Annotated in this window: 9 protein-coding genes and 1 pseudogene; all 10 read right to left on the bottom strand. The window is 40.7% G+C overall.

Features of this window, described 5'->3' with window-relative positions:
• Positions 1-202 precede the first annotated feature (202 nt).
• Positions 203-6,178 carry a ZmpA/ZmpB/ZmpC family metallo-endopeptidase gene (locus tag K5Q34_RS07115; RefSeq protein WP_221864763.1) on the bottom strand — a complete coding sequence of 1,992 codons (5,976 nt, stop codon included), beginning with the start codon at positions 6,176-6,178 and terminating at the stop codon, positions 203-205.
• A 316-nt stretch (positions 6,179-6,494) separates the two neighbouring features.
• Positions 6,495-7,070: pseudogene (locus K5Q34_RS07110) on the bottom strand (ComEC/Rec2 family competence protein); the annotation flags it as partial.
• A 640-nt stretch (positions 7,071-7,710) separates the two neighbouring features.
• Positions 7,711-9,273, bottom strand: coding sequence for a recombinase family protein (locus K5Q34_RS07105; RefSeq protein WP_208498424.1), 1,563 nt, complete (start codon positions 9,271-9,273; stop codon positions 7,711-7,713).
• On the bottom strand, positions 9,273-10,508 hold the full coding sequence (locus K5Q34_RS07100; RefSeq protein WP_105123795.1) for a recombinase family protein: 1,236 nt from the start codon (positions 10,506-10,508) through the stop codon (positions 9,273-9,275). Before K5Q34_RS07100 ends, K5Q34_RS07105 begins: the two co-directional genes overlap by 1 nt.
• Positions 10,509-10,565: 57 nt before the next feature.
• Positions 10,566-10,727 (bottom strand): SHOCT domain-containing protein, encoded by a 162-nt coding sequence (locus tag K5Q34_RS07095; protein ID WP_024380991.1) that lies wholly within the window; start codon positions 10,725-10,727, stop codon positions 10,566-10,568.
• Between the two features lie 106 nt (positions 10,728-10,833).
• Positions 10,834-12,303: a LysM peptidoglycan-binding domain-containing protein gene (locus K5Q34_RS07090; protein ID WP_221864762.1), complete on the bottom strand. Its 1,470-nt coding sequence runs from the start codon at positions 12,301-12,303 to the stop codon at positions 10,834-10,836.
• 6 nt (positions 12,304-12,309) lie between these two features.
• Positions 12,310-12,705, bottom strand: coding sequence for a holin family protein (locus K5Q34_RS07085; RefSeq protein ID WP_024388660.1), 396 nt, complete (start codon positions 12,703-12,705; stop codon positions 12,310-12,312).
• Complete coding sequence (locus K5Q34_RS07080; protein WP_014636352.1) at positions 12,683-13,051, bottom strand: hypothetical protein; 369 nt, start codon at positions 13,049-13,051, stop codon at positions 12,683-12,685. Before K5Q34_RS07080 ends, K5Q34_RS07085 begins: the two co-directional genes overlap by 23 nt.
• Before the next feature lie 5 nt (positions 13,052-13,056).
• On the bottom strand, positions 13,057-13,263 hold the full coding sequence (locus tag K5Q34_RS07075; RefSeq protein WP_002943561.1) for a hypothetical protein: 207 nt from the start codon (positions 13,261-13,263) through the stop codon (positions 13,057-13,059).
• 12 nt (positions 13,264-13,275) lie between these two features.
• Positions 13,276-17,106, bottom strand: a 3,831-nt coding sequence (locus tag K5Q34_RS07070) for a gp58-like family protein (RefSeq protein WP_221864761.1), incomplete at its 5' end; no start/stop codon positions are given.

Raw genomic sequence — 17,106 nt, 5'->3', positions numbered from 1 at the left:
TTCGTTTCGACATGTGCGAATAAAACTTTTGTTTTCAGCTAGCAAGGTTTGTTTTTGATTTTTGAAAAGTATCAATTCTTCTATCAATTATAAAAAAGGGCAGAAACTAATACATTTAGCTTCTGCCTTCAAAATTAGGATAGAATTCGATTTGTAGTATTTAAGGGAATGAATACTCAGTCGAAACTGGGATTCATTGCTACTATTTCTCATCTCCTCTATAAAGAGAATGATGAGATTTCTTACCATGCTTCAAAAAGACCAGATTAAAGAGTGCAAGCATTAAGCCAACCAGGACAAGATCATTCTTATCTCCTGTTTCAGGTAACTGCCTATTAGACAATTTTTTCTGTTCAACAGCACTCACAGGGACTGCCATTTCTTTTGCGGCTGGCTTTGGACTATTTTCTCCTGTCCCTTTCTCTGAAACCACAAAAGTTCCTTTAGCTACTTCTAGCGGGGGAAGAACGCCGACTGGCAGTTCATGGGTAACTCCTTCACCCTTGCCTGTTTCTAACGGGGGAAGAACGCCGACTGGCAGTTCATGTTTGACGCCCTTGCCATTTTCTACAAAGAGAATATGAAGAGGAACGGCGACTTCTTCTTGACTACGATCATCATAAACCACTCGAACGGTAATAGAATAATCACCGCTGGAATGTGGTAGTGAACCTATAACTTCAAAATAAACTTGACCGGCTGCGGGCGGAAGACTGATTTGCTTCAAAATTTCAGCCGTAGTTGCTTCACTAGTGCTAGTTGGAAGAACTTGGGCTGTTCCTGTAACCTGAGCTTGATAGAGATCGGATTTTGGAAGAACACCGACTGGCAATTCATGAGTGACTCCCTTGCCATTTTCTACAAAGAGAATATGAAGAGGAACGGCGATTTCTTCTTGACTACGATCATCATAAACCACTCGAACGGTAATAGAATAATCACCGCTGGAATGTGGTAGTGAACCTATAACTTCAAAATAAACTTGACCGGCTGCGGGCGGAAGACTGATTTGCTTCAAAATTTCAGCCGTAGTTGCTTCACTAGTGCTAGTTGGAAGAACTTGGGCTGTTCCTGTAACCTGAGCTTGATAGAGATCGGATTTTGGAAGAACACCTTCTGGCAGTTCATGTTTGACGCCCTTGCCATTTTCTACAAAGAGAATATGAAGAGGAACGGCGACTTCTTCTTGACTACGATCATCATAAACCACTCGAACGGTAATAGAATAATCACCGCTGGACTGTGGCAGTGAGCCTACAACTTCAAAATCAACTTGACCGGCTGCGGTCGGAAGACTGATTTGCTTCAAGATTTCAGCCGTGATTACTTCACTAGTGCTAGTTGGAAGAACTTGGGCTGTTCCTGTAACCTGAGCTTGATAGAGATCGGATTTTGGAAGAACACCGACTGGCAATTCATGAGTGACTCCCTTGCCATTTTCTGTTTTCTGGACAATCACTTGAACAAATACCTGCTCCTGACTGCCATCATCAAATCGAACAAGGACTGGAATAGTATGTTCACCAAGGGTTGTGGGAAGAGGATTTACAAGACTCCTTTCAACAGGACCTGCCTGGGCATCAACCTGAACCTTGGCTAAAATAGCAGTTCCCACCGCAGTCAAATCGTCATCTGTTTCATAGACATACTTATCTCCGACAGCAACCGAATAAACTTCTGCTTTCCATGGGGTAACCTGAATTGGAATAGCCACCTCATGAGTGTCCTTACGGAGTTGCAGACTAGTAACTTGTGGGGTCAGGGTAACAGGCACCACTTCCACACCGTACTCCTTGAATTGGTCTGGAGTGATGGTTTTGGATAGACCTTGATTGTCCACTAGCTTCACTTGAAGACCTGCCAATTCCACTGTTTCAGCTGGACGATAGTCTGTCTTAGTCGGTGGGGTCACCAATTCAAGACCTGTAACCGCAGTTTTATCGAATACTTTAACTGGTAGGGCAGGGGTGATTAATTCCAATGGAATCTCAATTGTCTGAGATATTTGCAGGTTGTTCAATTGAGTCTGGTCAAAACTTGAAGAAATTTCATAATGTCCTTGGGCTGGTTGAGGCAAACGAGCCGCCAAATCAGTCACAGAGGAACCGGCTGGCAAGGTCATGCTTTCTTCCTTGACAACCATTTCAACGTCTTTGAAGCGAAGGTGGATTTGGATATCTTGTGGTGTCTGTGTCGGCTCTGTTAAACGATAGATAGTACCTTCTTTGGACAGAACAAAACGATTGAAGTCATTTTCCAAGGAAATGCTGGCACTAGGGGTGACCCCTCCATCTACGGTGACATATTCCTTGTTTACATTCTGAGCTAGATTCTGTTCAAAACCTCTAACTAGAACTTGAACACTGCCTTGAATATCTCCTGTTACCTGCAAGCTAGAGCTAGCTGGGATAATCAGTTTTCCATCTCCAGTCAGTTCACCGACTTCAAGATTCTGATTCATAGCCAGATTGAGAAGGCTACCTGTTTCCAACTCAAGTCGTGTGGTAATGCTAGAAACCTTATCAGACAGGGTAATATCTGCACGTTCACGCAGAGTCAATTCCTGAACATCCGCTAATTCTACTCCAAATATACGAGCCGCCTTCAGAGTAACATGGTTGTCTGAACTATTTGTCGCCACAACCTTCTTGATATTGCTAGAATTACTCTCCAAGATAACCCGATCAATAGTTGGAGATCCGTCTACACCACCTAGATCAATCCCCTGATCAACCTTGGCAAATTCTGAATCTATAACAATATCAACCGGAATCAAACTGGTCCCTTGGGCATTGCCCGCAAAAATCTGATGGAAGCGAGTATCTGAAGAGCCACCATTAATCGAAATACGAGCGTGGCTACCTGATGGATTGTCTGTCAGAGAGCCTGCAATCAAGATAGGACGAAGATCTGTCTGAGCCTGACTGATGGTCGTTGACACATTATTAAAGGTCAGATGGTTACCATCCGCATAAATCTTCGGTTGTTGACCACCATCTGGGATCATCTCAAGCTTGAGATTGGTCAGTGTCACATCTTTTGTTGTCAGCAAATTGAGGCCACGGAGATTTAATTTATTTCCACGACCATCAATCGTCACTGCCTTGTCAATAACAAAATTTGTCACAAAATTCTGTCCATCACGGTGCAAGATGTCATTAACTAACTTAATAGTATCTCCATCTTTTGCTTGAGAAAGTGCATAAGACAAACTTTGATATGGATTTGTTTCCGTCCCTTGACCCTCGGTTGAAGTTTCAGAACCATTGGTGACGTAAAGCTCACGCGCCTTAGGCTCGCTGTAAATGCTTGTACGGAAGTCATTTGTAGCCTGCAAATAAGCCTGGAAGATTTTATTTTTCAAATCTCTGACAGCATTTACCCCAGTTGACAAAAGAACATTATTGTTTGCATTAGCTTTTAATTGTTGTAGGTCTTTGGCAATAGCCTTATCCATTTCACTTTGAATCGCAGCAAAATCACTGGCCTCACTAGTGGATTTCAGTTGGGATACCTTGGCAATCCGACGGTCAAACATAGCCTTCTTGAAGGTTACTAAATTACCATTGTATTCTGACATAATGGCATTCAAGGCCGCCTGATCATTGGCATGTTTATCTGACAAGTAGGCTACCATACCATTTTCATAGCCGTATTCACCTAAAATTTCGTAGGCATTTCGTTTAAAACTAATGTCACCACCGCTACCAGTATCATTTTGGAGGGCAGCATAAATCGGTTCAAAGAGAGGAATAGTATGGTATTGATTGGTTTTAGCTACTCCTCTAGTTGCCATTCCATTCAGTTTATAGCGTCCCGAAATCATACCTTGATCTACAAAATCAGCGACAGTTTGCAAATTAGCTGCTGTACTTGCGTCAATAGGAAGAACCTCTTCAGTCATTCCTCCCCTAGTATTAGTAGTGTCAGGTACTAGGCGAATTTGATTGAGTAAAACCGCTCTATCATCAGCCGTTTGTTTTAAAATAGCCTCAGCCTCAGCGTAATCCAAAGTGTAAATCACATCAAGGATCCCCTGCATATAGGTCTTCATATCCTCAGTGGTTTGGAATCGATTTGGATGGCTATTTTGGGTTCTAGCACCTGAAATAGTATAGGCAGTGTTGAGGTTGAAAATCGGGTCAGACACTGTGGCAGCAGACATATTTCTAGATTCGAATAATCCCCTTGCAAATACTTCCTGTAACTGCCCTGATCGACGACCATAGCCATTTAGCCAAATCGTCTTATCCAGCATATGGGTCAACTCATGAGTATAGACTTCATGACCATCATTTGTTAATAACTTATATAGAAAATTATTCATCCTGCTAGTTCCACTAGCTTGGCCACCAGCAAAAACAAAATTCGCATAAAGGTTCAATGGAGCGATAAACTCTCTGACACCTTTCAGAACAGTGGAACCAAATTTCGGCGAATACAATTCCCGAACATTTCCAGGTTGACCGTATTTTTGCACAGTATCAACTACAATAATAGGAGGATGGTTGGCAAATTCTTGCTTTCTCTGGGTCATCCTATGCCAGAAGTTTAAAAATTCTTGCTGGTGATAGGCATAGGCAGAAAGTTTCTGTTTAAAGTCTGCTGTAGCAGGTGCTTGCCCCAGATAGGTTTCTGTCAAGCCATAAGATACAGTGTTGGAGGTAGACAGCACATAAACGGACTCACTCGGCAAGCTAAGAAGCGGCAATAAATGATTAGCTAGTCTAGTATCAGATTTAAATTTTTCATAAAGAGTTGTTGTAGGTCCATAGCTGTTCGCCGCCTCAACAATCAGTGCCTTCGATTCCTCTTTCAACCATTCAGAATCCGTCTTGTCCTTATCAAAGATGGACAATCCTTTTTCTACAAAGCTAAATACATCTGTTTGCCCAAGCTGTCCAGCCACCTTATTTTTAAAGGTTGTTGCACTTTGAGCCAATAATAAATCCTGATAGTTCTGACTACCAATAGCGTATAAATTAGTCAGCACATCCCCAGTTCCACCAAAAACTTCAGGATGGTAGAGAATGAGATCCTTGGCTTGATAATTCCCAAACTTAAAAGAAAACTGACGATCAAGATAGGTCAAACCAAGTAAGACCTTCTCTTTATTTGTTTTTATGGTTTCAATATCGACCTGCTTTGATTTCTCAAAAAGACCTGTTAAGATGTGCTCTAAATCTCCCTGAACACGTGTAAAGCTATCACGCATGTCCAACTGATCCATGTAATATTTGTTTCGTAGAACAACCTTTTCTGCCTCTGTATAGGTTCGACCAGGGTTTTCCTTAGCAATAATGCTATCCATATCAGTCTTATCATAAATTCTCTCATAATTATTCAAAGACGGATAAAGCGAATCATAAGTGATTGCAGACAATTCTTGTTTAATTTGGTTGACCTTATCGGAAATATCTGAAGTTTTCTGAATCTGGTCTGTAGCCTGTGCCTCCACTATCTGGCTACTACCATCTGAATTGAGTACTTGGAATTTATGAACAGTAGCTCCACTGACTGAAGTCATTAGCTGACCTTGGGCATCTAATGGTAGTTTTGCTACTTCAGTAACTGCCACACTGCGTGCTCTTCGTGCTGAACGTAGCACAGGCTGAGCCACTTGGTCTGATACTTGGACAGTCGGAGTTGCTACTGCTGCTGTTTCAGTTGGTTGAACTGGTTGAGTAGCCTCGTCCGTTGAACCTGCTGGTTCTTGTTTCGTTTGAATAGGATCTGGTTCTACTAGCTCAGCAACCTGATGAAAATTTTCGGCTGGGAGAATGTTCTCATCACCAGCTGGATTTGACTGCTCTTCTGCAGGAAGTGCTGCTTGGGGTGCTGAAATGCCTTGAGAGACCACTTCCTTCTGAATAGCTGGTTCTACTTCTACAAGCTGGCTTTCTTGAGCTAGGTTCTCCTGTGTAGCTTCGTTTAGTAGGGAACCAAGGGTTTCTGGAGTTTGAACAGCTACTTCATTGGTTTCCTGCTGTTGACTTGGCTCATCTATCACTGACTGACTCGTTTGCTGGCTACTAACAGCTGCTTGTGTTGCCTCTTGGGCAGCAACAACCTGTCCTCCAAGGACGCTAAAGCTAACGGCCAGGGCAACTGAAACAACACCGATGGAAAACTTACGTATACCAAAATGGTGCTTCTTTTGTAAAAAATTTAAATTCATTAAAATATAGTCTCCTTTTGAGCCAAATAAAAACTCTACTACAATTATATAAGTAAGAAGAGTGAAATGCAAAGAAAACGCTAGCAATCTCACCAAAACAAGAAAATGGGAGTGGGAAAGAACTCGACCAAGATAAAAAGAGTTCGTCTTCCCACCCCCGCACAGTTGATTAGGCCAGATTTGGAGTACAAAACACGAACAAATCTGCCAATCAACCACTGCGCTGAGATGTTGACACGAACTCTGAGTAGTGGTCCTGGGCTTTTTGCCCAGCCTCAACTAAACAAACTATAATTATATAGCTTACTACCAAAATCTACTCCTTCACCGTCTCAATCCTCCACTCTTTCCAACCTCGGAAGCGGATAGCTCCTTGCTGGTCGGTGCGATAGACTTGGATATTTCGACTGTCAAAGCGGTCCAAGGTTTCTTGGTGAGGGTGCTTGTAGCGGTTGTTTTCTCCTGCAGATACCAGGGCAATCTTGGCTCCGATATGGTCTAGAAATTCAGGATAGGAAGAGCCTTGGGAGCCATGGTGACCAGCTTTGAGGACATCAACAGGTAGCTGCGGATAGCTTTCTATCAAATCCAGCTCCCCCTGCTCCAAATCCCCTGTAAAGAGAAAATTGGTTTCCAGCAAACGACCGTAAAGAACAACAGAGTCATTATTGCCACCGTCACCCGTCCCGTCTGGATAGAGAACTTCCATATAGGAGTCAAAAATCGGCAAGCGGTCGCCCACCGCCACCACATCAACAGGGACATTGATTTCTTTCAAGGTGGCTACAAAGTCAGGCACCGTCAGGCTTCCTGGCGACACGTAAATCCGACCAATCTGGACCTGCTTTGCCACTTCCAGCACATCGCCCACATGGTCCGTATCGGTATGTGTTCCATATTTGATACAATTATTAGATTAGTTTTCATCATTCTTTTTCAAGATACACCACAAAATATTCAGAAAAATAAAATTTAATACCGATGTAGAGATTAGTTGTATAATCAAAAGAATATATATGTTTAATTTGTTACAAAAGATTAGTATAAATAAAGGCAAATAACAACTTGCAATAAAAAAAATTACATAAACACTTGTTTGAAAATTATGTTTTAATTTCCTCATTTGTTGAGGAATAACGTTTGAAATACCACTAAAAAAGAATAGTAGATAGCTGTTAACTAAATCAATAAAGTTAATTGGCTTAAAGAAATAACTAAGAAAGAATATAAAGAACTGGACGTACAAATCTTCTTTAAAACTATCTAAAATAGTAATATATCCTTCTTTCGAATCCTCGTTAAATATTGTGAATAGAAATAAAAACAACCAAAATGACGAGAATAATATCATCGTTTTAAGTTTTTCTTGTTCAAGTTCCCCAAATAGTAATACATAGTATAATGTTGCTTTTGCCAACCATAAAAAAATATTACTTTTATACATTTCAGCCTTCATTTTAATATAATACTCCATTATATAACATTAGTAAATTATACTATTTATATTGTAACAAAAAAAAAGCAGTCGAAACTTAAATAGTTGCGACCACCCCATTTTTAAATTTAAAAATTATCTTTTTCTCCAAATTTATTGTGATACTTTCGACCATCGTTTCCCACAATAACTCATCAAAGTCTGTTAACAATCCCTCCTGTTTGTTAAGAGTCTCCATGAAATCTTGCAATTCCTTATTCCGTTTGGATTTTTTTAACCTATCGAGTTCTAGTGATTCAATCTCCTGAACTATACCTTCATACTTTGAGGACAGTTGATTATACTTATTGAGGTACTTATCTTGGTCCTGACTGATGATGGCATTTTCTGAAACTAGGTTTGCAACTAACTGACTGATAACTTCTGCTTCAGTTTCAAGAATCTTTATCTGTTCGTCAATTGCCTCAAGGCTTCCAATGGATAGTAATACAGATAGATTGTCAATAACTTCAAGCCTATTATCTAATACTTGATTAACTGCTGAGACAAACCACTGTTTCACCTCTTCCTCAGTAACGTGAGGGGTAGAACATTTACTACTGCCATTATATTTATCGTTACATCGGTAGATTACCCTTCTGTATTTGGAAGTTGAATGCCATACCTTGCTACCAAAGAAATGACCACAATCTCCGCATACCAGTTTTGAACTAAAGATTGTTGTGCTCGACTTTCTGCCTTTATTATCGAGCACTAGTTGAACTGCATCAAAGGTCTCTCTATCTACTATTGCTTCATGGTTATTCTCCACATAATACTGAGGTAACTCACCTCTGTTGATGTTCTTCTTTTTGGTCAGAAAATCTATTGTAAATGTTTTCTGTAGTAAGGCATCCCCTTTATACTTCTCATTTCTAAGCATTCGCTTGATTGTGGTTGCGTTCCAATGAGATTTGCCGCTAGGAGAGGATATACCTTGTTCAGTCAAATCCTTTGCGATATGATATGGTGATTTTCCAATAAGTGCTTGCTGAAAGATGTACCTAACAGTTTTGGCTTCATCCTGATCAACTACAATTGCCCCATCTTCACCTGCCTTAAAGCCTAAAACATTGGTATAAGGAAAATGAACCTTCCCTTCTGCGAATTGTTTCCTTAAGCCCCAAGTTACGTTCTCGGATATGCTCCTACTTTCTTCTTGTGCTAAACTAGACATGATAGTTATGAGTAGCTCACCTTTTGAATCCAAAGTCCAGATGTTTTCTTTCTCAAAGTAGATTTCTACACCTACCTCTTTCAACTGCCTAACTGTAGTCAGTGAGTCTACGGTATTCCTCGCAAATCGACTAACAGATTTTGTAATAATCAAATCGATTTTGCCATTGAGTGCATCTTCCACCATAGATTTGAAACCAGTTCTTAATTTTGTGTTTGTCCCACTGATGCCTTCATCAGAGTACATTTTAACAAATTCCCAATCATCCCTCCCATTAATGTATTCAGAGTAGTACCGCATCTGTGACTCATAGCTTGTTGCTTGGTCTTCATGGTCAGTTGATACCCTAGCATAGCCTGCAACTCTACGCTTCTTCAAAGAGAAATCATCTGAACTCGACCTAATAATACTTGGTGTAGCCTCAATAGTAATTACTTTCTTCACTAATATCGCCCCTCTCTAATTTCTATAGGATATTTCCTTCCTTTTACTGGTGTTACCCAAATGATACGGTGACCAAAGTCATATTCAATTTGTTTAATATTAATATCAACCCACTCTTTATCAGGGACAATGCCTAACTTGCTTTTAAACGATGCCAAAAGTCGCTTTTCTCCTAACGTCCTACATAAACATGATGATGCTCCGAATCGATTACGTGTTCTACAATAATATCGTACGGTTTTATTGACTTGTTTTGAATCCACTTTAACAATCATCAAACATCCGCATTCTGAACAAAAAATTTTGTCACGAAAGATACCTTTATTTAAGTGGCTTTCTTGACTCATTAACTGATATCTTCGCTCCTTCTCATGAAGTACTAAATCAAAATATGCTTTTGTAACAATTGGCTCGTGTGCATTTTCAATAATGTACTTATTGCGTTGCCCTTTATTCCTTTTCGGATTTCTAGAGAATGATTCGCGATAAGTCTTCTGTAAGACAAGGCGACCAAAGTATGCTTCTTGATTGAAGAATTCTCTGATGCTTGCTACGGTAAATGGATTACCAAGCCTTGTTAAGACTTGTTCCTGATTGAGTTTATCAACTATCTGCTGTACCGAATCTCCATCCAGATACCATTTAAAGACTTTTCTTATAACTTTTGCCTCATTAGGTTCAATCTGATATTGTTCTCCATCCCAACGGTATCCATACATATCCTGTGGAGTGTGCGGAATCCCTTTTTCAAACTTCTTTTGGATTCGCCATCTTATATTTTCACTCAGGTTTTGAGACTCCTCTTGAGCTACTGAGGCAAGGAGGGTTAACATCAATTCTCCTTCTGAGCTAAGACTATCTATATTTTCTTTCTCAAAAGTAACACCAATATTTTTCAGACGTAATTGTCGAACAGTGGTTAGTAATTCAACTGTATTTCGACCAAAACGAGCGATTGACTTAGTGATTATCCTATCAATCTTTCCATCATCACAATCCTTTATAAGATTTTGAAAGCCTTGCCGATTACTTTGTTCTTTACCGCTTATGCCTTCATCATAATAAATCCCTACCAATTCCCAGTCTGGATGTGCTTGTATCAAACGGTTATAGTAGCTAATCTGCGTTGACAGAGAATGATGAAGACGACTATCGGAAACCCTTGCATATGCCGCAACTTTTAATTTTGGCTTGCAGGGCGATTTTATGGGTTGTATTCTTCTAACAGTTCTCAAATTAATACACTCCTTTCGCTACTATATATCACTCTAAAAGAAAAAAATATCCAGTTATTAGGTCGATAATTGACTTATAAATGGTTGATATTTTTCAAGCATCAATTGCCTAAAAAGCTCAAATTCCTCAATAGTGATTGCTCCTTTATTTAGAAGTACCTTTGCTTGTATCATTGTAAGTTGATAGGTCATCTCATTATTAATTTTTTGAACGTCCATATTATCCTCCTACCTTACTAGGTAGGTTTGGGAGTAATTTTTCCGCACTTATTGAAAAAAAGGCAAAAAAATAAAGCCTGATGTTTCCACCAGGCTAATAACATAATTATGAAATTCTAAACCAACCTACAACTTTACCGAGTTTAATTGTTCCAGTTGAATCGTAGAGTGAGCCATCCGCCATCCATTGACGTTTCACACGACGAGTAATTCCACCACCACCAATTTCCAATTGGTCATTGATACCGTTCTTATTATGGTCAGAATACCCATCAATATTCTGTTCCACACCATCAATACTTTTTCCATCTGAATCCGTCACACAGACACCAATGTGACCATATACCAAACCATCCGTCTGAATGACATAAAAATCACCTGCTTTAGGATTCACACCCCAAGCATCGTAGATTACTTGGAAACCATTTGATTTTGCTTTCTTTAAACAATCAATGGCATTAGTATAGGACATATTCTTATCCGTAAGTTCTTGAACAATCTTATCCACCAAGGCAACGCACTGTCCACCATAAGGGTTAGAAGGAACAGTCACCTTTTGACCGACCTTAGATAAAGCTGACGCAACCACACGACTGGCAACACTGGTTGGAATAGTGGTTGTTGTCCTTGAAGCCGCATTGACCTTTAGAGTTTGTCCAACTCTTAAAATATCCGTCTTCTTCAAGCCATTTAACGCAAGAAGAGCATCTACTGATAGACCAAACTTCCGAGCGATTCCATAATACGTATCGCCTTTCTGTGCTTGATAGGTCTGCTCACTATGGCCTTTAGTTGTTCCTTCTACATCCTGCTCAAGCACCCATGACTTGATTCCATCAAGTAGATAAGCTCTCTTACTGTTGGACTGGTGAACATTCTTCACTTGGATGATTTTGTAGGTTCGCCCCTTGACCCAGTTGGCAATTTTCTGACCAGTCTGATAATGAGTCGCATGAGGCAACACCCTAAGACTATCACCAACAAGATAGATTGGTTTTGAAGGAGTTCCTGAACTCCCAACGGTTGAACTGGGGGGCGAGGGAACTATTGTCTTGACTTCAACTCCTGTTATAGCTGATACAAGACCTCTCGCAATGTCCTCTTTCTTGTTTTCAAAAATCGCCATATCTTGTTCATTATCAATGAAGGCAATCTCCACCAAACGGTAGGTATATCCACGGCTCGCTGCTTGGTTGGCATTATAGAGCCAATCTACCTTCTTAATACCACGATATTGAAAGTAACGTGAAAGCAGAGATAGGATTGCCATATCTTCCTTATCTGCTTCTAAGGAGGATTGAATTAAGACTTCTGTTCCTTTGGCACTACCATTAAAGGCATTGAAGTGCAATTCAGTAATCGAGTCGTATCCCTTACCAATACTAGTAATACTCCGATAATCATAAACATTTTGTTCGGTAATAAAATCAATCTGTTGTCCACTGTACTTAGCCATTAACTTGGATAATTCTCGAACCTTTCCAGCTTCTGTGATGCCTAGTTTGGCATTCACTGCTCCAGGATCATAGCCTGTTCGCCCTTGCCCATGACCACAAATGACTAGATGTTTTCCCATAACTTCTCACCTCTCGTTGATTTGTTTTAAGATTGCTTGTAGTTTCTCAGGTATTGGTAGACCAATTCGAACAGTATTTTCTAAGATACTTAACCCCTCATTACTGAGATAAAAGAAAATGACCATGGTTCGAATTGTTCCACCCTGCTTGATGATTGCAGTATCAATCATATGACCTAATGAAACTAAAAATAAAATAGCTATCTTTTTAAAGATGCCACGAAAACCGATACTACTCGACAACTGTTTCTCTACAACTGCCGCAAAAATTCCTGTTAGATAGTCAATAATAATGAAGACCAGTAGAGCATATAGGATGCCATCCAACTCTCCAAATAGACTACCAATCAAGCCTCCAATCATGGAAAATAAAATCTTATTAAGTGTTAACAATTCCTTCATCGGTCACCTCACTTTCTACTGAACCCTCCTGCACAATGGTAGGGTCTGACCAATCTGGTTGACCGTTCTCATCAAACCGCATCAGATAGAAACAATCATGGAACAAATCAGAAAGGTTCAGTGTTAATGTGGTACTGCCCCACTGATTAAATGCCCAAACTGTTTCAGTTGTAATCAACTGCCGCTTTCCATTCTTAATGGCAGGTCGCCTTACTTCTTCAAGATACATGTAAAAATCCTGCTCTGCGGTCCTACAACGTATGAACTCTCCATTCTTACGCATGTAAGCGAGAGCTGTTTCCAAATCAAATGGTTCTGTTACTTTGTCAATATTGAGAAGTGCCATGATAACTATTCTCCTTTCCCTTCTTCAGGTTTTGTCTGAACTTCTAACAGCTCAGTCAATTCCTGTTTTTCTTTACGCAACAGACTAAGTTCCTCATCCCTTTCCACCAATTGGATGGCAATGAGGTTCTTAGCGGTAATTTCATCAGATAGCTTTGTCACAAGCTCCTGGATAGTTAGTTTAAGTGATTGGTTGATTTGTTCTAGATTCATCTGTGAACTCCTTTATTTAATCGTGTCCCATGTCAAGATGACGTCACCTCGACCTGTGATGTTTACTAAGTGTTTAAAATTGTGATTGAATTGATGAAGTACATCTTTTAGACTGACATAGGTTGTCCCATTTCGATAGATGCGGATATCACCGATATTCAATATCGAACTTGGTCGGTCAGATGCTTTAAAGGCATCAATACTCAATCGATTAGGCAAGGTTACTATTTCCCACCCATCTGGATTGGTATATGGGGCACTGGCTAAACGTACTTTATCACCTACCACATCAATTTGGTCGGTATCAGTACCATTCCATGCTCGAATTCCTACAAAGCCACCGTCATTGGCATTCCAGTTGTTCCATCGATTCGAACCAATAATGGTTACACCACATGGTTTCCCGTTTGACGTTCCTGTCTCAAAGGAAACCCATTGGTGGGGATATCCACTAACCTCTCGAGAAATGGATGGAGAGTTGGTAAAGAACTTGATGTTCCCAAGTGAAAGATTGATTTTCATAGCTCCGTTGATGGCTGACAAAATACCGCCTGAAATTTTGTTGGCAGATAGGGTTACTGACTGCACTTGTGTTATAAAGGCCGATTTGGCAAACAACTGCTTGAGATAGGCTTCCGTTGCCATAAACTTGGTGAAGAAAGCTTGGTCAACCTTTAACTTATCCGCAGTGATTGCTTCTGCTCCAATTCGAGCTGCCGAGATGATGCCTGACGTAATCTTGCCTGCATCAAGACTGGCAATCTTACCGCTCGCTATCACACCATCTTGGATATAGGTCGTGCCTGTTATTTGAACGAGTTTTCCATCAATCTTGACTGTGCCATCCTTATTAAGATTGAGCTGACTCAGGACTGTCCCTGCACTGGTCAGATTTCGAACCGACCACGCCCCTGCAAGTGTTGAAACCTGCGTTTGAATGGCATTAATTGCCGCCGTTGTTGCTCGACTTGTTTCTAGATTGCCAACTCGTGTCACAATCCCAGTAGCCGTTTGAACAACCTGACTGATTTGATTGGTGTGATCTCCAATGGTCCGAGTGTGACTACTTACAGTATCCCGCACTTCATGAAAGGCGGTCACTGTCGTAAAGTCGTCTAATGATGGTGTCCAATAGTCTGGAAAGATATCACCAGTTGATACCATTAAAGCTCTCACATGGAACTTACCTGTTTTAACTCCATCAATTCTGACTTGAAGTTCAAAGCCTTTAGAGTGTTGATACATCTCTTGAGTGACGGTAGAGGTTAGTTTGATTAACCGATAATTGTTGCCCGTTGTCAGATTGCTGCTCCATTTATTGTAGAATGGGTGATACAAATTCCAGTTAGTCCATGTCCAAGCATTTTGACTATCCAAAATTGGACCTTGGAGTTTCATATTACGAGTCGTCACCGCAGGGTCAAATGTAATCTCATCCGCTGAGATATGAACATATAGATGAACTTTTGACCCAATATAAATACCACTTTCATCTCCAAATTGCACCCTCCCTAAAGAGGCTACCCAGTTGCTTGTGGCATTTATCGTCTGATAAACACTCCATCTATCCGAAGTACCAGCTATCAAGTTGCGATGCGAAACTGAGGTAGGGATTCTGCTTTCCGTTTGACTGATTCGCTGGGTAAAACTATCAGAGGTGGTTCTAACCAAATTCTGCACACTAGTTGTCGTCGCATAGGGTTGTAACGAACTGCTCGTAAGATAGCCACGACCCGCAATATTGGAATCAACCTGAGACTTAGTTTGGTAGCCTTTTGAGTTAATGGCAGATTCAACTTGCGTACTTGTTAGTCGTTGTTCAATTTGCCCAGCTTGTGTTCGGATAGTGGTTTCTGCACTTGTTACTCGACCGATTAAGCTATTAAAATCGGTCTTTGCGACTTTCTGTGAAATAGCGTCATTTGCAATCCGTAGGTCTGCCTTGGTTTGGGTAATCTGACTAGCGTTTGTGTTGGCCTTAGCCAAGGCATTGTCAGCGGTGGTTTTGACCCCTTCAAGAACGGTCTTATCAGCCTTAAGCAAAATAGATTGTTGCGTCTGTTGGATGGATGTAGTATGTCCTTCAACAGTTCGTTTCAAGTTATTGAAATCCGTCTGACTGACCTTTGAGGATACATCCGAAACTAATTGTCGAATCTGTGTTTCACTACTAGAAATCTTTCCACTCGCCTCGGTTAATCTTGTAGAAACCTGCTCTACACCAGAAGCCGTTTGAGTGATGAGTGTCCGTTGGGTGGTCAATTCACCAGCTAAATCTGCTGGATTTTCTGAATAACCTGTATCTAGTGAGGTCTTTGCGACTTTCAATCCTGCCACATAGAATTTATTGCCATTTGGGATAGTACTGCCATTGTACTCTGTCCGAAATTGGAGTGAGCCATCAGATAATACATGAACGGTTTTCCAGTAGCGTTTCCAGTCACTGGTGACAGATATAATATCGTCAGACTCTCTCACTCTTGCGACTGGAGCACTATAGACACTCGAACCGGACCAAATCGCTGAAACTTTGATGGAAGAAAGTGGCTGATTTGCTTTGGCATAAAAGCTAAAAGTAATGACATCTCCTGCTTTCACAACAATATTCTGATGACTTCCGTTATAACCCGCTTGGGTCGAACGAACTACTAGTCCTCTGAAATTCTCTGTTTCAGTAGACCAATTGTTTCCTAAATGCCAGGCATTTCCTTTATTCGACCAATCACGAGTACCAGTCATCAAATTTAGGCCATCTAGGCTAGTTGGAATTTTCGCATCCACTTGACTGATTTCAGTTGTAATACGATTCCCCAATTGAGTAATCGTTGACTCTGCAGTTTCGATTCTCTGTTTTGCTTGGTTAAAATCGCTAGTCTTTACTCGCTGAGAAATTTGGTCTGCTTGCACTTGAATCATGGATTCTGCACCCGTTACTCGACCAGTCAGACTATCCACCAGTTGCTTACTCGCAAGAAGTTTTATATCTTCCTTGGTTTGCGAGAGATTGGTACTTACTGTAGCCAACTGTCCACCTAATAGTGATTTTGCTACATCAACCAATCGACTAGCTTCAGAGATAGCTTGTGATTTTGCTGTCGCAATCTTTGACTCTGTTTGACTACGCTCCGTTGAAGTCAATCGGTTAGCTTCTTGAATGGCATCAAGCTTGGCTTGTTCTGACCTTCTGAGGGCTTCAGTTGCCCCAGTTTGAGCCTGTTCTGCCTTCAGTTTGGCTTCTGTGGCTAGGTTGCTATTTACCCCAGCCTTTGCCATTAAATCACGAGTTATGCGTTGCTGCTCCTCTTCATGTTGCCGCATCTGTTGGTGAATAGAACTAAGTTCATTATCAATGCTGGCCTTTAATCGATCCGCATAAACCTCCCCATGACTTTGAGCCTGTTCAATAGCGTTATCAATGGCTACTTGACGTTTCTCAAATTCTGCATCAAAGGCTTTATTGGCATTCTCAAGAGCAATTTCAACGGCAACATCCTCACTCCGCTTATTCCCATCAATGAGATTATTTGCTAGTGTAGTTATGCTCCCACCAGTTTTACCTGTGCCAATACTTGCCTTATCATCAAAAGTGATAGAGCGGTAATTCTTAGCTAAAGGATCATAATCATAAGCGATGGCTTTCTTCCTCACATCAATGCCGTGTAGCTTGCTTTTTAAAGTCACTGTATCGCCTAGATGAACAGTTTGACCATCTAACTCAAATGCCTCAATGATGATGGCGTCTTTTGGCTTATCAATTCCCTCTAAGCGAAACTTGCTACTAGCCCACTCTATTAACTCCTGTCGAGTTTTGAGATTATTATTGGTATAGGTCACTTCATTGAT

It is taken from the genome of Streptococcus sp. 2018110 (genome assembly GCF_019754115.1).
Taxonomy (GTDB): domain Bacteria; phylum Bacillota; class Bacilli; order Lactobacillales; family Streptococcaceae; genus Streptococcus; species Streptococcus hashimotonensis.
Note: the sequence above shows the minus strand (reverse complement) of the source record. Positions and strands in the feature narration are given on the sequence as shown.